Annotated in this window: 11 protein-coding genes and 4 pseudogenes; 5 read left to right on the top strand and 10 right to left on the bottom strand. The window is 64.4% G+C overall.

The features are described from left to right. Positions 1–104: 104 nt before the first annotated feature. Positions 105–242: pseudogene (locus tag ACZ4VL_RS37790) on the bottom strand (transposase); the annotation flags it as partial. Between the two features lie 44 nt (positions 243–286). Between ACZ4VL_RS37790 and ACZ4VL_RS37785 the strand changes: the two are divergent. Then, positions 287–499: an integrase core domain-containing protein gene (locus tag ACZ4VL_RS37785; RefSeq protein WP_468209639.1), complete on the top strand. Its 213-nt coding sequence runs from the start codon at positions 287–289 to the stop codon at positions 497–499. Positions 500–733: 234 nt separating this feature from the next. Here ACZ4VL_RS37785 and ACZ4VL_RS37780 read toward each other — a convergent pair whose 3' ends face one another. The 5 genes and pseudogenes from ACZ4VL_RS37780 to ACZ4VL_RS37760 all read right to left on the bottom strand — a co-directional run. Continuing rightward, a complete protein-coding gene (locus tag ACZ4VL_RS37780; protein ID WP_468209637.1) occupies positions 734–1,330 on the bottom strand; it encodes an SMI1/KNR4 family protein in 597 nt (198 codons plus the stop codon). Between the two features lie 81 nt (positions 1,331–1,411). Then, positions 1,412–5,899 carry a golvesin C-terminal-like domain-containing protein gene (locus ACZ4VL_RS37775; RefSeq protein ID WP_468209635.1) on the bottom strand — a complete coding sequence of 1,496 codons (4,488 nt, stop codon included), beginning with the start codon at positions 5,897–5,899 and terminating at the stop codon, positions 1,412–1,414. Positions 5,900–6,053: 154 nt separating this feature from the next. After that, positions 6,054–6,353 carry a hypothetical protein gene (locus tag ACZ4VL_RS37770; RefSeq protein ID WP_468209633.1) on the bottom strand — a complete coding sequence of 100 codons (300 nt, stop codon included), beginning with the start codon at positions 6,351–6,353 and terminating at the stop codon, positions 6,054–6,056. Positions 6,354–6,648: 295 nt separating this feature from the next. Continuing rightward, a complete protein-coding gene (locus ACZ4VL_RS37765; protein ID WP_468209631.1) occupies positions 6,649–7,125 on the bottom strand; it encodes a hypothetical protein in 477 nt (158 codons plus the stop codon). Positions 7,126–7,419: 294 nt separating this feature from the next. After that, positions 7,420–7,542: pseudogene (locus ACZ4VL_RS37760) on the bottom strand (IS5/IS1182 family transposase); the annotation flags it as partial. A gap of 54 nt (positions 7,543–7,596) precedes the next feature. Between ACZ4VL_RS37760 and ACZ4VL_RS37755 the strand changes: the two are divergent. Both ACZ4VL_RS37755 and ACZ4VL_RS37750 read left to right on the top strand, forming a co-directional pair. After that, positions 7,597–8,331: pseudogene (locus ACZ4VL_RS37755) on the top strand (IS256 family transposase); the annotation flags it as partial. Between the two features lie 132 nt (positions 8,332–8,463). Further along, positions 8,464–9,832 (top strand): annotated as a pseudogene (locus ACZ4VL_RS37750) (IS4 family transposase); the annotation flags it as partial. Positions 9,833–9,899: 67 nt separating this feature from the next. Here the strand turns inward: ACZ4VL_RS37750 and ACZ4VL_RS37745 are convergent. Then, on the bottom strand, positions 9,900–10,139 hold the full coding sequence (locus ACZ4VL_RS37745; protein ID WP_468209628.1) for a hypothetical protein: 240 nt from the start codon (positions 10,137–10,139) through the stop codon (positions 9,900–9,902). Beyond that, positions 10,133–12,229, bottom strand: a complete 2,097-nt coding sequence (locus tag ACZ4VL_RS37740; protein WP_468209641.1) for a transposase family protein — start codon at positions 12,227–12,229, stop codon at positions 10,133–10,135. The genes ACZ4VL_RS37745 and ACZ4VL_RS37740 overlap by 7 nt, the downstream gene beginning before the upstream one ends. Before the next feature lie 116 nt (positions 12,230–12,345). Between ACZ4VL_RS37740 and ACZ4VL_RS37735 the strand changes: the two genes are divergently transcribed. After that, positions 12,346–13,611 (top strand): IS701 family transposase, encoded by a 1,266-nt coding sequence (locus ACZ4VL_RS37735; RefSeq protein ID WP_468209625.1) that lies wholly within the window; start codon positions 12,346–12,348, stop codon positions 13,609–13,611. Positions 13,612–13,737: 126 nt separating this feature from the next. Here the strand turns inward: ACZ4VL_RS37735 and ACZ4VL_RS37730 are convergent, their stop codons facing one another. After that, positions 13,738–14,454 (bottom strand): TnsA-like heteromeric transposase endonuclease subunit, encoded by a 717-nt coding sequence (locus ACZ4VL_RS37730; protein ID WP_468209623.1) that lies wholly within the window; start codon positions 14,452–14,454, stop codon positions 13,738–13,740. Positions 14,455–15,241: 787 nt separating this feature from the next. On the opposite strand from ACZ4VL_RS37730, the gene ACZ4VL_RS37725 reads away from it, so the two are divergent. Further along, a complete protein-coding gene (locus ACZ4VL_RS37725; protein ID WP_468209620.1) occupies positions 15,242–18,349 on the top strand; it encodes a hypothetical protein in 3,108 nt (1,035 codons plus the stop codon). A gap of 155 nt (positions 18,350–18,504) precedes the next feature. Here ACZ4VL_RS37725 and ACZ4VL_RS37720 read toward each other — a convergent pair whose 3' ends face one another. After that, positions 18,505–19,068, bottom strand: a complete 564-nt coding sequence (locus ACZ4VL_RS37720) for a hypothetical protein (protein WP_468209618.1) — start codon at positions 19,066–19,068, stop codon at positions 18,505–18,507. Between the last annotated feature and the right edge of the window lie 688 nt (positions 19,069–19,756).

Genomic DNA, 19,756 nt, shown 5'->3' with positions numbered 1-19,756 from the left:
GGCGTCCTACGAACCATTCACCCGACCGCTCAAGCTCCTGGGCATCAGCTGACCAGCACCCCGGCAAGATCACCACGACTTTGAATCAGCCCTGGCCCGTCCGCGGCCCGGATCCAGTTCCGCAGCGTCTCGGTGTTCACCCCGAGATCAGCGGCGACCGACTTGATCGTCGCTCCCGGCCTCGAGCGGTACAACGCGACCGCGTCCGCCTTGAACTCGGCGGGGTAATGCTTCATCCCCACAGGGGACTCCGTTCTCCTGGACCGTCAAGATCCAGGTGTCTCCGGTGTCCAACATCCGGGGTCAAGGCCCGGCCGAATGCATACGGACCAAGGTCTTCCACGACGGCCCCTGGAGAACGGTCTCGGACGTCGAGTACGCCACCGCCTCGTGGGTCGAGTGGTACAACAACCGCCGGCTGCACTCAAGCCTCGGCATGATCAGCCCCACCGAGTACGAGGCACCACACTACGCTGACACAGAACCCGCGGCCGACTGATCACCGGCCAGCAAATCCACCGGCAGGAAAGCCGGAACGGTTCAGCCAAGACGCCACCCGACCGCTGGCCACCCTCGGCATCACGTGATCAAACCGGACAGAACCCCTGAACGACGCCGCCCCGGGGCTGTCGAGCACGTCACCGCGGTAGAGAACCGCTCGTCCCGTGCCCGGCCCCGCATGGGCTACGACGCCTCCAGGACCGTCTGCTTCAAGTCCGTCCGGCCCGCCCCCTCAGGGAAACTCGGGGTGGTACCACTCAAGGCTTGAGCTCTCGCTACGAATGCGAGCACAATAATTCCCGGCAGTTCCACGGCCTCGCACTGCAGAGTTCATTTCGGCGAGCATTGCACCGATGGAAGTCCATGCTGGGGTATAGCGGCCTTCACCGTCATCGAATTCTAGTACGGCGCCATATGTTTCACCGGATCGATGATCAATAAGGAGTTCGTCACCGGCAGCCGAACCAGCGAACGGTACCCAATCATGGTGAGCGGTCATTCCGATTTGATACGCTCGCCCAAGGTCATTCTCGTATGCAACCGTGTTGAGCATGTGGGCGTGAGCGGATGACAGCTGGTCAAGCCCGTAGGGAGCATAGGAGCGCGGAAGGAAAGCCGAAGGAGAGCCCCCTTCCGTGAGAGGGGCAGTTCCATCGGCTAGGGAGTAGAAGGCTGCCAGGTCGGGATGGATCTGAACGGAGAGCCCGGACAGGGTTCGCCTTTGGATCTCGCTGCTCGCTGCTGGTCGGATGGTAGCGAGGGTCGACGGGGCACATGTTTCGAGCCAGTTTTTAAAGTGCAGCCATTCTCCACGAATCGAGTGCGACATCTGTGCCTGTTTCTCTAATCGTTGCTGGGTGTCTCCGGGAGACAGGCCCCCGGAGACACTTCTTTTAGTGCAGTGTACTACTTATACAGTGCACACTGTGGTCGTGTTGCATCCTTCGTATCTTGGAGACTTGAAGTAGAACGGACCATTGTCCTGGACCCGCATCGCTGTGTAGAACGGCGATAGGCCGGTTCGCCCAGCGTCCATGTTCTGCAGTCCTGGCATTGATGCGCGCCCGCATATCTGGGGCCAGATCCCGCTAGGGAGGGGGTCATACCTCCCGTCTGCGAACAGCTTCCATTTCGTTCCCACCTGCTTTGCGTAAAGTTGAACGCAGGGCTTACCGTTCTCGTAGACGGCTCCTCCACTTTCCTTTGTACTGGCGAATGGAAACTCGTCGCACTGGACTGTCGGGTCACCCTGGGCGAGCGGGTGGGCGGACCAGGCCTCAAGTTTAGCCCTGAAGCCGCGATCGCACGTTCGCGTCCTGTTTTCCTCCTTCTTTACTTTGTTCCCTTCTCTATGAAGGGGCGACTTATTGGCTTCACTGCCAGGGTGAGTTGCCATCTTTTCCCGCATTAGCCAATAGTACGCCGCGGCCGCAGGATACTTTTTATCATCTGCGATCCAGGTGGGAATGTAGCCTCCCATCGCACACCCGACAGTGGTGACAATCCTGTCACATACAATAGGACCCATCGGAATGGTTGACCAGGTGGCCGGCGTCGTAATTCGCCTTGCTCCCGGAATTACAAAGTCGACGGTCTCATTGAGGTCGAACCTGTCTATCGCTCCAGCTGTCTCGTTCGTCCACCGCACGCTGTTGTAGTTAGAGGCCCAGTGGTTGTCGAGAGGTCCGGTCCACGTTGCCCCTCCTTGCCAACTTGCTGGCGTGTAGGAGCAGACAGGGCTGTTACATGCAGTGGTGAATGTCGTGGCCGTTATCGTTGAAACTTGACCCTTTAGTTCGAACAATTGCAGGTAGATTTTGTTTCCGAACCAGTTGGAAAACCCCGTGCTTTGCGGGCCATTGTTCGGGACATCTACCTGCTGCACCATATGGAATAACGCGGTTCCCATCAGCATCACCGGTGCGCCCGGAATGCCTCCATTGTCGGACCAGACCTCAAGCCGAAGATCGCGCTTGAAGCATCCGTCAAAGCGTGTGATGCTTACGTCGGTCGATATTGAATGGCAACGGGAGAGTGGAATTGCGGCCGCGGCTCGATTAGGTGTGGTGAAATTCTCGGCCTTCAGGGTTGAAGGCGCGAAGCTGATACAGGAATATTTACCCTCGGTTTTGGCTGTGCAACTCTTGCCCGTGTCGGAACGCAAGAGGGAGGGGCTGCTATTGAGATTGTAGTCCTTCGGAGTCTGCGCATATATGTCCGGGTCGGGCGCGCTCGGGTCGGGTTCTGGAATGTTGATCTCCGGAACCATATTGTAATTACTTCTGGCGAATGCAACTGCATCGAACGCGACGTCCAAGTCTCCGGTTCCATTGGGGGCTACGGAGGTGAGGCGCACTTCCATTCGATCCAAGAAATCCCAATACCCTAGTGAAACCCATCTGTTTGCGGGGCCTTTTTGGTTGATGACGCGATATTTTGTATCCGATCCGGTTTCGATTTCATACTGCACGTTCGTCGCTTGTGCTCCGTGATCGGGAAGGTGCACGAAGACTTCGTGCTGGCCCTGCTGAGGCTGTGCCACCTTCCACGTTCCAGTCACCTTCATACGGTCACCGTCTGCTCCCGCAGCGCGGCTATGTGCAAACCAGAAGTGACCTCCGTAGCCGGCTCCGAGCTGTTGGAAGTCGATCTTGGCACTTGGTGTGGCGAAGTCGAGCGAGAAGCTACCGCTGGTGGTCTTGGGGAGACTGCATCCTGGACGGGATATAGGCGTGCCATCCGCCACATCGTCGATAATCAAAGCGTCAGAGGGTAGGCCCTGGGTGGTGCAGTTGGGTGGGTAGGCGATGCCATCTGCTTCTTCTTTATAGGTCTCGTTGAAGCGTATGACTTCGTAGCCGCACTCGGCCTTGGGCCCACAGTCCTTCCACGTGACTTGCTGGTTCCACCAGCATTTGAGGTCGGCACGGTTGCAGGCGCCGAGGCCCAGTTCGTTCTTGTCGTTCGGTCCGATCCTACTCGAGTCGCAATTGTTGGCGTTTGTGCAGAAAATACTCTCCGGCGGCTTGACTGTGCTCTTCAAATGGTCGCCGTTCCAGTAGGCCGCGCGAAAGCCAGCCACCATGTTGCCCGGAGATTCCAGCCCTTCCAGAGGCCGCGCTGCCCACCCGAGGACCTTCTCTTGGTAGGGCCAGTCCTGGGGATGCTTGGCATGCGAGTAGTCGTTGCCTCCAGCTGAGCTTTCCAGAAAGGGATTGCGATTGGCCTTCCAGAGTGGGTTGGCCGGATTGTTGGTGAACCCCACTCCCCATAGGCCGCCGTTGCTCGCGGCCGCTGATTTGGGGTAGTAGCCGGAGTTATAGGCCCAGAGGGCGAAGAACCAGTTCTCCAGATGCTTCGGGTCGCCGTTGTTGACCTTCAGGCCGTCTGCGTTGGTGACGTTCCACTTGTCGGCGAGGACCCGCTGGCCAGCGGCGATGTTCGCGGTGTAGTCAAGCGCGGCGGCTTCCTGCTGCAGTGTGGTCAGGGGATGCTCGCCCGGCTTCTCCTTGCCGTGCATGCGCATGCCGTCAGTGATCTGGGTGACTCCGTACCCGCAGTCTGCTTCAGCCCAGTCGATACCCCAAGGGTCGGTCTGCTGGCCGCTCGCCGCGTACTTGATCCCGTAGTAGTTCCCGATCAGAGGGTTGCCGGTGACACCCGGCACGACCACGCGGGAGGCCTGCCACATGTTGGACTCCTGTGCGGTGATACCCAGTAGCACCTGTGCGGGTATCCGGCCGCCGCCGTGGAGCCCGAGCCTCGGAAAGAGCGTTTGAGGCTGGTATGCGGGCATACCCAGGTTCTTCCAGTTCGCCGGCCGCGAGACGTTTTTGTCCAGAGTTCCATTGATGATTTGATCAACAGCCCACTCAACCTGCCTGGGTTTGGGCTGCATGGCCTGCTTGGCCGGGTCATTGCGTGCAACGGAGCAGTAGCGCTCATCCTCAGCTGGCGAGGAGGTCGCTGCGGACTGGGCCGACGACTTCTGTCCAGACGGGGTCTGTGCCCGTGGGCCGGGCAGGGCCGGAGAGGGCGACGTACCTGCGGTTGCCTTCGCATCGGGCGCGGGAGCAACGGTGAAGTTCGCGGCATTGCCCGTGGTGAGGACCTTCAGGCTGATCTTCTTCGACTGTGCCGCAAGATCGGGCTGGTGACGCGGATCGCTCTGGCCGTCCGTGTCGACCTTGGTGACTAACGCTTTGCCTTCAGTGGTCGCCCGAGATTCCTTGGGGACGTCCGAGCGGCGCTGGACCGTCTTGGGCAGCGGCTGTGCAGCCTTGGTGTCACCGGTGATGAAGACCGTGCCGCTGGCGCTGCTCGACAGATCCATCTTTGTCAGCGCACCGCGGGCAAGCAGGCTCTGCTGCGTCTTGGTGGCGTCGCCGCGGGCGACGTCGCCTGCGGAGATGCGTTTGACTTCGCCTTGGTCCTTGGAGCCGGCCGGGCGGTCCATGTAGACGAGGCCGCCTTCGGCGTCAGCCTTGAGCTCGAATGGCACCTGTCCGGTGTGGGCGATGGCTGTTCGGCGGCCTTGTTCGTCGATCTTCGTGATGCGGGCAGCGTCCGCTGCCACGATGTCGTTGCCGACCGGGATCGCCGAGGTCACTTGACCGGCCAGTTCGATAGTCCGGCTTACTTTCGCAGCGGCGGCGTCCACGGTCAGCAGACGGGTTTGATTCTTGGTTTCGCCGCCCATCTGGGTGAGGATGGCCGTATCCCCGGTGCCGCAGCCAGGGCTGAAATAGGCAAGCGACGCCTGCCGGTCCAGCTTGGTCACAGCCCCGGAATCCAGGTCCACTACCGCGGTAAAAGCCCCTCGCGCCATGAGTTCGGGCTTGTTGGTAAACGCTCGGGGGGCATAGGCGACAACGGCTCGGTTGCCCGAGCCTGTGACGCAGGCGTTGCCGATCCACATGTCAGCGTCGAACCCGGGCTCGACCAGCGTCGCTGCTGTACGCCATTCATAGCCCGCTTTCTGGTCGGCGACCAGGACATGGAAACCTGTCGCGTCGGCGCTAGTGGCCCAGGCACGGTCCGTCGAGGTCTTCCACTCCTTGCCCAGTACCTTCTCCCTGTCGCCGGGGGCGATTTGGGACGGGTACGACTGGCTGGTGACGCCCGGGGGAGCCTCTGTAGGTCTGGATTCAGCTCGGGCATGGCCCTGGAGGAGTGCCGCCAACAATGTAGTAGTGCAGACAATGATCGCCGGCGCACGTCGATTCGCTAATCGACGATTCAAAAGGGTGACTCCTTGGCGTAAAGGGACGTAGGGGCTTTCTGATGCCCCATCATTGGGTGCGGGATTTTCTACCAAACTGACCACGTCGGAGGACAGCAGCGAACTGCCGATGGTGGGCCGGCGGACACTCTCATCGCCTGTGGCGCAGCTCTTCATAGGAGAGCAGGGTGGGTGTGGCGGCCAGTACGGGCAGAGCGACGGGGCCCCGAGGAACGTATGGAGCCCTTCCTCGGGGCGGACGCCAGGTACCACGCGCCGCGGCTGCAGGCGGGAGACACCAGAGTGTTCCTGCGCTTCAAGGGAAGCTGGATCAGTGCGGGATCGGTTGGCGGTTGCTCCGGACGACCGTCACTTTGGGTTCCTGCGGCAGCGGCTTGCCCGGGTCACTGGCGGTAAGTTCAGTGGGCCAGTCGGTGTTGGGGTACACACCCACGGTGTCGGTGCTGACGCGAACGACGGAGTCGAATCCCCCAGGGCCGGTGACGCGAAGGTCCACGGTGTAGAACGCTCGGTCTTTGCCGTGGTTAGTAATCGTCACCGGAACAATGATTCCGCCAGAGCCCTTGAGCGGCCGATAGACGGTGATGTCCCCGTCGGTCAAGATCGGCACGCCGCGGTGCTCACCCCCAGCCGAGCCCTTTTGTCCTGGCGTAATCGCGTCACCGCTCGGTGCCGCAGCGGCCCGTTCCTGCTGGGCTCGGTCCTGCGCCGCTCTGACAGGGTCTGTGGCTGCGGGCATAGAAGGGACGGGCGGGTCCGACACGCCTGTCGCCTGATCGCTACGCCCTGGAATGCCACCCGCCCCGTCCGGTGTACCACCGCAAGCCGAGAGGGTGAAAAGGACGGCAGCGACGACAGACGCCTTGCTGATGTAGGCGCGCCCAATGGGCAGGCGCCATGCCTGATCAATCACAAGGCGGCACCGCCAACGCGCGGTCGATAAAAGCCACCTCGTTCTGGCTGTGCCGCATAATCGCGGTCACATACGCGCACATGCCCTGCGCGTAGACAGGCCCCGCATACTGGCTAAACATGCCCTCATCAATCGCGCAGGCACCTCCCTTGTTCGGGCATATCTTAAGCTTCATCCATTTCGGGTTGCTCACGTTGTTGTCGAATATGGCGCAAGCGTCGTAGCCTCGCGGGCTGTCCTTGATGTAGGTGAAAAGCGTTCCGTACCGCCGCGAGTCCGGCAACTGTTCGGCGTAAATCAGCTTGTATCCCGAACCGCACAGGTTCGCCATGGCCTGTACGTCCCGTGGCTGGGCAGCAGCGACGTCGCGGGTCTGCGCGTCCGCCCGCGAAGAGAGGGGTAAGCCAGCGAGTACACCCGAGGTTGACGGGCTGTCCGCGGCTGCTGCCTGAGGGCTGACGATGGCCACGACAGCGGACGCCGAGGTGACAAGGGCGGCAGTCGTACGTGTAATGGATCTCAAAATCATGAAATGAAAACCCTCCCTGGGGTACGATGTACTGCTGGTTTTAGCGCATATGCCGCCATTAGCATGAAATGGCAGTCGCAGCGGCCACAGTAAGCACATGAAGAGCCAGCTGTACACAACAGCTCGAACATTTGGCTGGAATAGCGCGAAATGGAAAGTTCCGGGTGTCCGGCCGACTCCACCAAGGCGTAGCTCGCGCGTGGGCTCGCGGGCGGAAGGCACACTGAGCCTCTTTCATCCTGAATAGTCGCTGGTCAGCAGGGTGTGTATGGCTTGTACGGTGCGGCTGATCCTGTTGGTAGAGCAGCGGGTCCGGCGGAGGATGCGCCAGGTTTTCAGCTGGGCGAAGGCGCGTTCGCCAGCGAGACTGTAAATCGTTCGGTGTAACTCCCGATCATGGAGGTTGCACCGATGACCAGTGAGAACGTGACCGAGGCTGCCGAGCCGTCTGAGCCGAAGCCGTCGAAGGCGGTGGATGACCGGCTGATCGATGAGCTGGTCTCCCGGGCCCAGGCTGAGGGTCTGCAGCTGACCGGCCAGGGCGGGCTGCTCCAGCAGCTGACGAAGCGGCTGCTGGAGTCCGCCCTGGAGGGCGAGATCACCGACCACCTCGGCTATGACAAGCACGATCCGGCCGGGAAGAACGGCGGGAACAGTCGCAACGGAACTCGTGGGAAGACCGTGCTGACGGATGTCGGTCCGGTGGAGATATCCGTGCCCCGGGACCGGGACGGCTCGTTCGAGCCGAAGATCGTCCGCAAACGGCAGAAGCGGCTGTCCGGGGTGGACGAGATGGTCATCTCGTTGTCGGCGAAGGGTCTGACGACCGGCGAGGTCCAGGCCCACCTGGCCGAGGTCTATGGCGCCGAGGTCTCCCGCCAGACGATCTCCACGATCACAGACAAGGTCATGGACGGCATGGCCGAGTGGCAGAACCGGCCTCTGGACCCTGTCTATCCGGTGGTCTTCATAGACGCGATCCACGTGAAGATCCGCGACGGCGCCGTCGCCAACCGGCCGATCTACGTTGCCCTGGCCGTCACGACCGAAGGCCGACGGGACATCCTGGGGCTGTGGGCCGGCGACGGCGGCGAGGGCGCCAAGCACTGGATGCACATCCTCACCGAGATCAAGAACCGCGGCGTGAACGCAAGGCCACGGAGTTAAGCCCCGCCCGCGTCTGTCAAGAGGCTGACCTCGGTCGGGATTGCAGGCACGAGGACGGGACCTCCGGTATGGCAAGGGATCGACCAAGATCTGCTTGCTGAAGAGGTCCCGTTGGCTGACCAGTCTGCCACCGCTCAGCCCGATTGCCGTGGAGGGGACGGAGATTCCGCTCTCGCCCCAGGCCATTTGGGTGAGCTCACCCGCTACCTTCCGGTCGAACTCGTGGACGCAGTGCTCGAGGAGAACCACGCGGTGGAGCGTCGTCGACGACTCCTGCCCTCTCGCGTCGGGGTGTACTTCGTCCTGGCCTTGTCGCTGTTTCCCGCCCTGGGCTACCTGCGCGTCTGGGACAAGCTGACCGCCGGACTCACCAAGCCGGGCATCGCCCGCCCGAGCGAGAAGGCCCTTCGATGCCTACGCCGACGCGTGGGACCCACCCCACTCAAAGCCCTGTTCGAGGTGCTGGCCGAGCCGCTTGCGCAACCCACCACGGTCGGCGTCCGCTACCGACGCTGGCGGGACCGTGGCCTCGACGGATGCAGCGCGGTGAAGGTGCCCGACTGCGAGCGAAACCGAGCCTGGCTCGGCAAGATCCAAGCTCGGCTGGGATGGGCCGGCTACCCTCTCCTGCGGCTGATGACGCTCTGCGAGACAGGCTCCCGCGGCCTGATCGGCGCGGTGTTCGGGCCGACGAACGAGTACGAGACCGCCTATGCTCGGCGCCTCCTGCCGCTGGTGAACGACAGCATGCTCGTGCTCGCCGACCGGGGCTTCGATGCGGACGACTTCCTGGCGGACACCGCCGCCACCGGCGCCCAGTTCGTCATCCGCATCACCGCTCGCCGCCGTCCCGCCATCCTCGCCGTGCTCCCCGACGGCTCGTATCTCACCCGACTGGGCGGGCTCAAAGTACGCGTCATCGACGCGACGATCACCATGACCACGAGCGCCCAGACGCTCTGCGAGCACTACCGCATCGCGACCACCTTGCTCGACCATCGCAGCAACGCCGCCGAAGTGCTGGTCCGGCTCTACCACGAGCGCTGGGAGGTCGAATCTGCCTACTACGCGCTGCGACACACTCTTCAGGACGGTCTGGTGCTCAGGTCGCAAGACCGCGCCGGCCTGGAACAGGAACTATGGGCACAGCTGATCGTCTATCAGCTCCTGCGGGCAGCGATGGTCGACGCCGTGGAGTCACGTCCTGGCACCGATCCGGACCGCGCTAGCTTCACCATCGCCCAGGAAACCGCACGTGACAGGCTCATCCTCGCCGACGCGGCCCCAGATGGAGGTGGCCACGATGAGCTGGTCGGCACTATCGGCCTCGCCGTGCTGGCCAGCCTGATGCCAGCGAGACGATCCCGCACGAGCGCCCGCTCAGTCAAAGCCGGGCGCACCAGATACCCCACCAACCCCGCAACCCCGTCCGCGGCAGAGCAAGACGATCACCAACCTGGCAGTCACGCTCCGTGCAGCTCCCGAGGCCCAGCCTCAACCGCCAAACGGCTGCGAGGACCAGCGCAAGGCCGTCACCGGGATCCGGATCATGGGCGCTGTCGGCGTACGAGTGAGATGCGCTCCATCGCTGGCGTGGTCAGGACGACGAACCGGCTGTGGTAGTCGAGGCGTTCCTCAAGCGACCAGCCCTCGTCCCCGGTGGGCGGGGGCTGCAGCGGGGGAGTGCCGACGAACTGCTGCCAGCCCTCCCGCGTGGTCGGCGGCGCATACGCCGCCGTCTGCCGCTCCTCGTCCGAGACCGGGCCAGCTTCAGGGACTTTTACCACTGGGTCGCCTCCGAAAGGGCGTCGTAGATCCGGGACGGGCGGGTGACGGCGGCCGACCCGGATGGCCGTTCGTCCCCGGCGGGGCCGTCGTCGGCATCGGCTGGTGTGCCGAGTGGCTCTTCGTCCTCGTCCCAGCCGTCCTCGAACTCTTCGTCGTCGGGCTCCTCCAGGCTTGCTGGGGTGAAGACGCCGACCAGGCCGTAGGAGAAGGTCGGTGCGGTGAGGAAGTCTGGCGGCTGGTGTGGGGTGGGTGCGGCGAGGGATGCTGCGGCGCTGGCCCGTGCCGCGACGGTCCGCTCGCGGCGGGTGCCTTCCCCGTTGCCAGCCCGGCGCAGGAGACGGTCCAGGGCTTGGGCGAGCTGCTGCTCGTGCTCGTCTCGGTCGCCGCGGCGCTCGACGGTTGCGCGGATGTGCCGCCAGGTGAAGTCGGTGAAGGGCAGGCTGACACACTCCTTGTGGATCCACGGCACCTCTTCCCAGCCGCCAGGCAGCCGCACCCAGATCTGCTGGGGGTCGTAGGGGTTGTGGTGGATCTCCCACATTCCGTCCGGGGCTGTCGACTTGAACCCGCGGTGCGGGTTGAGGACCTCGTGGTCGTAGGTGCGGTAGCCGAAGCGGATGCCGTAGTCGTTGATACCCAGCCGCTTGACCGGCATGAGTTCGACGTAGTCATCTTCGCTGAGCAGCACCGGAAGATAGCCTGTCACGCCGACCAGCGCGGCCCACATCTCGTTCGGCGACACCGTGAGCTTCGGGGCCAGCGGATGGCGCAGTGACGCGTGCGGGCGGTGCTGCCAGTCCGCGATCAGCCACTCGTCCAGCAGGTCCTGCACTTGAGGAAGAGTCCAGCACGCCTCACCCTCTACGTTGCTGCCGCGCTGGGTGACGTCGGAGCCGGTGTAGCCGGCCACGTACTGGGAGAACCGGTCGCCGATGGTGAGGAACGTTCTCTCGACATGTCCCTTGGCCGGGCTGTTGGCCGGCGGCGCCGGCTGCACCGACACCCCCAAGCTGTCGCACGCCGCGGTGAACGAGGCGGAGATGAACACCCGACCCTGGTCGACGACGACCGTCTCCGGCGTGATCACCGGACGGGCTGCCGCACCCTGCAGCCGCACGTCCAACGACACCAGCCGCTCGTACGGGATGACCGAGCGCGACATCGCCAGCGCCTCTTCCCACCCTGGGCGCATCCGCATAGGCGTCACCATCTGCGCCAGCAGAACCGCCGCATCCACCGACCCGGTGCCCATCGGCCGCAGCACGTTCGCACAGATACTGCGCGTCGCCACATCCAGGGCGATCGTCAGCTCGGCCTTACCCACCACACCGTCGGCCAGGACCACCATCACGTCCAAAGGGGTGCTGTCCAGCATCACCAGCTCACCGGGCCGCAGCGCCACCGTCGGGGTGAACGGCGGAGCCGGCCGTGAGGAGTGACGGCGCCGCTGCGCCGCTGTCCCCAGCAGCCCCTGACGGTCCGCGAGGGCGTGCACCAGCCGGTTGAAGGTCGAGGCCGGCGGCACCTTTACCGTCCCCACACCGTGGGCGTCCTCCAGAATCCAGCCGACGGTGCGCCGGAGCCGGCTCAGCGTCCCGGTCGACCGCTCCCGCTGCGCCTGGAGTGCCTGCTCGATTGCGGCGACCACCCGCTCGTCCGCGCGCCCTACCGGCGAGCGCCGCCGGGCGGCCCGGCCATCCACCAGCCCCCACAGGCCTTGCTCCCGATAGCGGGCCCGCATCCGCCGCACCGTTACCGCACTGGCCGGTTGCCCGGCCGCCGTCAGCTCGGCAGCCTTGGCCTCCTCCCGCTCCGCCACGGTGCGCCGGGCCGGATCGAACTCGGCACGCGGCACCTGGTCCTGACCCGGAACGGGGCACCCGGTCTCCACCTCACGCACATGTCGCTCCCAGGCGTACGCACGCGCGCGCACCTGTTCCGGCAGCTCCTCCAGGAGCCCGAACGGCGGCACGCTGCGCTGCGGGGCGCCTACCACTTCGAAGTCAGGTTCGGCGAACAGGAAGTTCGCCAGGACGGTGGCCACGGAGTTGTCCGCGTCGACCAGCCGTACGCATGACCCTTCCAGCATGACCACAGTCCAGGTCCGCTTCGCGAAACGCACCTGTGTTCCGGGCTCTAGTAGTGCTTGGTCAGCTTGGTGGTGGTTGAGCGTGTCCTTCTGGTCCGGCGTTGCGTTGAGAGGGTGTGACTCCGGACGAGATTGCGGCTGTGCGTGGTGAGTTGGAGGAGTTCGCGGGGGAGGTTTTCGAGCCGTTCTCGCGGAATGACCAGCGTCGGTGGGGTCAGGTCTATCTGCGGGGTCTGCTCACTGATGGGCAGCGCAAGTCGGTCGAGCCGATGGCGGCCCGGCTTGGCGCGGACGGGAACCGGCAGGCTCTGGCCCACTTCATCACGACCAGCCGGTGGGATCCAGCGCATGTGCGAGCCCGGCTTGCCTGGAGGATGGAAGCGGCGATCCGGCCCACCGCGCTGATCTTCGACGACACTGGCTTCCTCAAGGACGGCAACGCTTCTGCGTGCGTGTCGCGGCAGTACACCGGCACCGCGGGCAAGGTCACCAACTGCCAGGTGGGTGTTTCGCTGCACCTGGCATCCGACCATGCCTCTGCGGCGGTCGACTGGCGGCTGTTCCTGCCCGAAACCTGGGAGCCCGGGTCCGGGAAGGCGGACCCGGACAAAGTTGCCCGCCGCACCACCTGCGGCATTCCCGACGACGTCCGGCATGTGGAGAAGTGGCAGCTCGCACTCGACATGCTCGACGAGACCCGCTCGTGGGGGATCGAGGTGCCGCTGGCCATCGCGGACGCCGGCTACGGCGACGCTGCCGCCTTCCGGCTCGGCCTGCAGGCCCGCGGCCTGAACTATGTGGTGGGGATCTCCACCACATTGTCGGCTCAGCCCGGCGGGGCCGTGCCCGTCACTGAGCCCTACTGCGGGGCGGGGCGTCCGCCAGTGGCGAAGTACCCGGACAAGCCACAGTCGGTGAAACAGCTGGTCATCGCGGTGGGCCGGAAGGCCGCAAAGCCGGTGCAGTGGCGTGAGGGCTCCCGGCCCGGCACGGGCCGCAGCGGCTTCAAGCGGATGTACTCACGGTTCGTGACCTTGCGGATCCGGCCTGCCGGGCGCCAGATCCGGCAGGCCGTTGACGGCCCGGAACTGCCCGAGTGCTGGCTCCTGGCCGAGTGGCCCGCCGGCCAGGCCGAACCAGTCCAGTTCTGGCTCTCCGACCTGCCCGCCGACACCCCGCTGACCACCCTGGTCCGTCTGGCCAAGCTCCGCTGGCGCATCGAGCACGACTACCGGGAGATGAAGCAGGCCCTGGGCCTGGCCCACTTCGAGGGCCGCACCTGGAACGGCTGGCACCACCACGTCACCCTCGTCTCCGCCGCACACGCCTTCTGCACCCTGCAACGGCTGGCCAGAGTCCCAAAAGACGCGGCGCCGGCCTGAGCCTCTACCAAGTCGTCCGCGAGCTACAGACCCTCCTCGCGACATGGACCGGCGTCTGCCCCACCTGCCACCACGGCATACCCGCACCAGCCCCAACCTGACCAAGCCCTACTAGCACTGTGCCGCTCACACCTGCCCCCGTCTGGGGCGGTCCGCTGTCACGGTCACCCGCTCGTGGAAGGGCACCTCAAGGGGGGCCGACAACTTGCCGTGCCACAGCGCGTGGAAGACCACCGGGAAGACCTGCACTGGATCGCCGAGTTTCCGCACGCCCTCGATGAGAGGCCGCGGTCGCCGGAAGACCTCGGCCGCGCGCCCGGCAAGTTCGCCGCCCTTGTAACGGGGGTGCCGGTACCCGGCCAGCCAGCGCAGATTGGCCGCCAGAACTGGATCCGGAGGGCGCAAAACCCTGTACTGCCACCCCGCTGCCGCGGCCGCAGCCTCCATCACCGCCGCCCGACAGGCCAGGCGCGGTGAGATGTCCCCGTGCCCGGCGCAGTCCGCCAGCAGACCCCTGCCTTCCGCGAGCCGGGCCATCAGATGCGGTGCGTGCCGCACCCAGGTTCCGTCACGCCTACGCCAGGTGAGTTCCACCGGGCGGCATGCAATGGCCACGACCGAAGGATCCCGGTCCAGCAGCATCACCTGGTTCCGCATGACACCAGACCCGTAGTGCACCAGTCGCCCTGTCGTTGCCGACCACCACCAACCAGGCGCAAAACGACGGCCAGAACGCACGGGAAAGGGCCGCACCGGGCCGCAGTCCTCCAAAGTGACACCTTGTGCGACGTCTCGCCAGCGCATCAGCCGGTCATCGCCCGCAGGATCGACGAAGCGCGCCATCAGGTGATCGTCGGCTCCCTCCGCGAACTCTCCGCTTCCACCGCAGCCTTGTCGCCTCACGTCTGACAGCCAAATGCATGCCGGGCGGCGCGGTACGTGATCTGGCTGCTCCCACCCCGAACGGGTGAACGCAATCCGCTGCCGAAGAGGGAGACCTCGGTGAGGGAAGGACATGGTGGCTTGACGAGTTCCGCCGAAGTGATCGACTCGCCAGTCGAGTACCGCTTACGCTGCGTGCTTGCGGAGAGCGGGACTGTAAATCGTTCGGCTCTGGCTCACATCCGGTGGTTACGGACGGTGATAGCAGGCATCGGCAGAACACAGATCACGTAGCTGCAGGTCGGGGCACTGAGCGGTCGTTCCGTTGAAACGGCCAGCCTGTGTGACGACGGTGGACAATAGCCTGAACCGGCGGCCCGCCCGCTCGCGAAACCAGCAAGGTCAGAGCGTGAACCGTACTCTCTGCAACTGGCATCGGGCAGAAGTCACGATCCGTCACCACCGGGTGTGAGCCAGAGTCGAACGATTGACAGACCCCCGACCAGATCTAGGTCGCCGTCTTTGGGACGGGCGCCAAGATGCCTGCGAAGACGGAGGAACTCAAGTCAGGCCTCCGAGACAGTTGCCCACGGCTACTGTGCCCGCGGCATGGCCCAGGGCAGCGGTCAACTCAATGCTCTTGGCCCAGAGATCCGATTCCAGCGGACCAACCGGTTCGGGCTTTGTCAGTGTCGTGGCTGACACTGGTGTCCAATGATGCGCTAGGTGTGATGTAGGGGGTAACGGTATGACCGACGACGGGGTGCAGCTCGAACGACGTATCCGGTTTGCCCTGGACATTCTTGCCGAAAGTAACGGCCACCACGAGTTCGAGTTGTTGTGCCTTGGCCTGGCACGCCGACGGATCACCAGCAATCTCATCCCCGCGACCGGGCCCGTCAGCAGTGGGGGCGACCAGGGCCGGGACGCTGAGAGCCATTGGACGAACATCCCTCGTGAGTTGCCCGGAACTTCCGTCTTCGAAGCGCTGGCTTCGACGGAGCGCGTGGTAATGGCCTGCACCATCCAGAAGGCCAAGGTGCCGTCGAAGATCCTTAGGGACCTTGCGTCGATCTGCGCCCAGGGCACCGCCGTCCACCGCGTCATCTACTTCACGGTGACCCCCGTCCCCGCCGGGAAGAAACACACGTTGATCGAGGAGGCGGCGCGGAAGCATCAGGTGGAGCTCGATATTTGGGACGCTACTGCTCTCGCTGTGCATCTCGCTGACCACGACCTGTTCTACCTCGCCGTGCAGTACCTTCATCTGCCCTCGGACCTCGCCCCTGCCAGGCCCGAAGCTGCCGATGCCCTTCCCGAATGGTACGTCGAGGCCCGCCTCCGGTGGCGCGAGCGCGAGGAACCCGGCTGCACTCTGGGTGACCTGATCGACCTGAAGGTGCCGCTGCGCCACGCTACTTTCCACACCGAAGCCCGCGCCGATCTGCCGGACTGGCTCAGCCACGCTCGTGCTTTGCTGGCCGCCACGTCCGGGGAGCACACCGCGCTGCGAGCTCGCTACGAGATCGTAGTCGCGACACTTCGAGGCCTCGAGACGATGCAGCCAGTGGATGACCTGACCCGTGAACTCTTCACTCACGTGACACAGGAAGACTCACACGACGATCCCGGCCTACTCGAGGACGCTGTGGTATTGCTCGGCTATACCTTCGGGGCCTTGGTACGCACCCTGACCACCATCACCTCAGATGAACTGCGGGGCTGGCAGCGCAAGCTTGAGCAGAAGACCGATCGCCTCCTGGATTCCGGCCCCGCGCCCAACACCACAGCGCACCTGCTTGCCTTGCGGGCTCGGCTGGCTCTGCATCCTGAGGTGCCTGCTGACCTGAGAGCGATTCCGCAGGATCTACTCAGCGTCGCAGAGGTCACCGCCCGGGTCCGTGAGGCGATGGCGGGTGGGCAGCCGTTGCCCGCGTTTGAGACTCGGCCGGCTCTCGCCGACATAGAAACCGGCATGCAGACCCTGGCCCGGCTTGGTCGGCACCTGGAGGACGCGCCGCTGTTCCCAGTCGAGCACGTCGCTGACTTCTTCGACCTGCTCTCGCCTCTGCTGGTGGACCATCCGCTGTATAGGGAAGTCCGCGACCTGCTCGACATGGCAACCGACCGGGTTGCCGGCCAGGCAGCACGAGGGGAGCGAGCCCAGGCACGAGGCTTGGCCTTGGCGAAGAGTGATCGTCTCCTCGATGCGCTGCGGGAGATTCACGAGGCCAAGATCAACTGGTGGCACGGCGAGACTCTGGAGGGGGGACTGACGATGTTGTTGCTGTGCTCGAGAATCTACAGTGAGCTCGGCCTGGCAATAGCAGCCAAACAGTATGCACTAGGCGCTGCCGCTGTCGCGAAGTCCGCGCCCGACCAGGAACTGACTCGTTTCATCCCGAGAGGCATCATCCTGGCTGCCCAGTACGACCATCAGGCCGGGAACTGGCTCTCCGCTACCCACCTGTTCCGCATCGGCTTGATGGCGCAGAACTTCTACGTTGATCAACCGTTCAACCACGAACGTCACCCGTACGTTTGGGACATGATGGCCAACCAGGCCCTCACGATGAGCGCTGCTGTCGCCGTACGCCCCCGTTTTGCCCCCTTGCTCCGCGAAGTCATGGAGTTAGTAGGCTTCGACGAAGCCATCGACGAGATCGTCGCCTCGACTTCTGGTACACCCGCTGCGACCGAGTGCATGTACGCCGACGAAGCCGACATCCAAGGACTGGGGAGGCCCTTTAGCGACGCTGGCCCGAGGCGTCGCTACGCCTGGAGCGCTCTCGGTGTCGACTGGGAGATCACGTGCGCGAATGACCGGCTGTCGGTTCTGGCAGCCGAGCGCTTTACCGCCGCAGTCCAGGTACTTGTCGCCGAGCTAGCCATGCGTGACCCCCTGTTCCTGCCTGGCCGCCTTGCAGTTGAGGTCCATGCCGACACTGCCGTGACACATGACCAGCACTACGGCTGCGAACAGATCACGGACTCGGACGCCAACCAGTGGATCCTGAGACTAGTAGCAGCTGGTAGCCAGAACCTGGAAGCTGCCCTCGCGGACGTGACCGCTGCGGCCGTCAGCGTGCTGCTCTCCCAGTCGCTGCTGCCGGACGAGGCGTTTATGAAGCTCATCGAGAAGGGGTTTGCCGACGGCCTGTGGCACAAGCTCGTCGCGAGCCGCTCCTATGACGAACTTGCCGATTTCCTAAAGGCTGACGACTACAAAGCTATGGCGGCTTTGCCCGATCCAGCCGTTGGCGCCGCCACGCCCCTCAATAACCGGCCCATGTCCGCCGCTCTCGCAGCCAAGACTGGGCCGGGTCCCGGATATGACCGAAGCACCGCACTCCAAGCTGTCCGCCATCGTTATGGCGCCCTAGTTCCCATCATCCGATACACGCTGCCACGCTTGAGTGCTGACCCGGAATTCAGGGACACCGCAGAGCTGCTACGCGAACAAGGCTGGAAGGACTGGCACCTACTGACCGCCATCGCCAATCTGGTCGGAAACCATCGCCTTCAACAGCAGGCCCTTCGTCCTGCCCTGAACGACTCCGCTGAGCGCCGCGCTCGGCTTAAGGACGTCATGATGGCGCCCGAGCATCTCGATGACCAACCCATTCCGGTCGGAGCCTTCACAGAAAGCGCTCTAAGGTCACACTTGTACGGGGCTGCCTTGTCCACGGCCAGCAACCTGGGTCTAGTCATCCGCAGTAGCAGCATCGAGCCCCAAAAACTGCTCGGCGTGCTCGGTGACCGGTACGGCTATTGGACGGACGACGCCGAGCACGCCGACATCTTCGGCCCGCATCCGTCTCCCTCCAGCGACGACGGTGCAGCGCCTGCTTCGTGAGATGCTCTTGGTTCCATTCTCTAACCAGGCAACTTTTTGAAGCAACCTGGCGCGGGGGAGTTGGCGGCTGCGGTGGAACGGAGAGTTCTGGGGGGAGTACCGCCGGGCCGCCTTCCGGCGGGGCAAATGGGGCATTCGGGAGGCCGCGCAGAGCGTCAGTTTCGGAGTTGGTCCTCGACGACCGTTTGAAGTTGAGGCGTGTTGATGTCTCCGTTCCACCGTACGTACTGGAAGTTCTTGCCGTCCTCCTGGGCCCTGTCACGTGCGGCGCCGAGGGTGGAAAGGGCCGGCTCGTGCATGTTGCTCACGATGACGATCGCGTCCAGGTCTGTCCGTCCGCGGAGCAGCGTTTCGACGATCTCCCGCATGCGGCGGGGGCCGATGTGCGTGGTGGGGTCGCCGAATTTGGTCACGATGCCGGCCTTTTTGCCGTCGAGGGTCACCTCGATGTCGGTGCCTCGGTCGTACGCCCCTCTGGAGTGCCGGACCGCGCCGGGGCCGAAGACCGACGCCAGGCGATCGTTGATGACCCGTTCGTATGCGGCGGCGGACAGCTCTCGGATTTCGGTGTCCCGCTGAACTTCAGGAGCGACGGTGGTGGCTGCGGAAGCGAGGTTCAGGGCATCGTCGGGGCTGTCCGCGTTGCGGATCCTGTCTTCGATCTCGGCCAAGGTGAGAGTGCCGTCGGCCAGTCCGATTTCCTTGATCTGGCGTCCCATCACGGCTGCAACGAGCAGGAGGGCTCCGGCGATGATGAGCGAGGCGGGGCCGGCTTCCGTTGTGACGGTGAAGACGGCTACTGCCCCAGCACTCACCATTGCGGAGCCGACAAGGCCTAGGGTCCAGCGAGATGCGGGGGTGAGTCTGCCTGTTCGCTGGATCTGGACAGCGCGCTCAGTGCGTTGGGTCCTCCATCGGGCTATTCGACCGGGAGGTTTGGGAGGGCGGGGGACAGGGGTGCTCATGACCCGCAGGGTAGGGGAGGAGAGGGCTCTGCAGGGCGAGGTTTAGGAGCCTGGGCAGAGGTCTCTCCGTTGTGGTTGGCAGCTCGCAGTGTGCATTTCCCCTCTGCCATCTGGGCCGAGTGCTGGTGTCCGCCCGCTGAGCTCCTCGTTGCCGGCGCCCGCGGAGCGGGCTGGTCCTGGAGGCGGAGCCGGAAGGACCAGGGTGGGGGAGCGGAGCGGACCCGCCCAACGGGCCGAAGGCCCGGACCCCGTGAAACGGGGTCACCCAGGCCTGCGGAGCAGGCCGTTCGGGGTAGAGCGAAGCGGAACCCCGAACCGTCCGGAGCGAAGCGAAGGACACCGGCCCGAAGGGCCGACTCTGGCTCGGCGAAGCCGAGCCCCGTCGAGCGCAGCGAGGCGGTTCTCTCCTGAGCGCGCAGCGCTCAGGTACCCGCGCCGCGGG

It is taken from the genome of Streptomyces sp. NPDC029014 (genome assembly GCF_055564695.1).
This window is presented reverse-complemented; position numbering and strand designations above follow the sequence as displayed.

What these genes read in the sequence shown, in the direction of transcription:
- ACZ4VL_RS37780 (WP_468209637.1), bottom strand. Translation starts at nt 1,330, where the DNA reads ATGTCGCACTCGATTCGTGGAGAATGGCTGCACTTTAAAAACTGGCTC.
- ACZ4VL_RS37775 (WP_468209635.1), bottom strand. Translation starts at nt 5,899, where the DNA reads ATGAAGAGCTGCGCCACAGGCGATGAGAGTGTCCGCCGGCCCACCATC.
- ACZ4VL_RS37740 (WP_468209641.1), bottom strand. Translation starts at nt 12,229, where the DNA reads ATGCTGGAAGGGTCATGCGTACGGCTGGTCGACGCGGACAACTCCGTG.
- ACZ4VL_RS37730 (WP_468209623.1), bottom strand. Translation starts at nt 14,454, where the DNA reads ATGGCGCGCTTCGTCGATCCTGCGGGCGATGACCGGCTGATGCGCTGG.
- ACZ4VL_RS37725 (WP_468209620.1), top strand. Translation starts at nt 15,242, where the DNA reads ATGACCGACGACGGGGTGCAGCTCGAACGACGTATCCGGTTTGCCCTG.
- ACZ4VL_RS37720 (WP_468209618.1), bottom strand. Translation starts at nt 19,068, where the DNA reads ATGGGACGCCAGATCAAGGAAATCGGACTGGCCGACGGCACTCTCACC.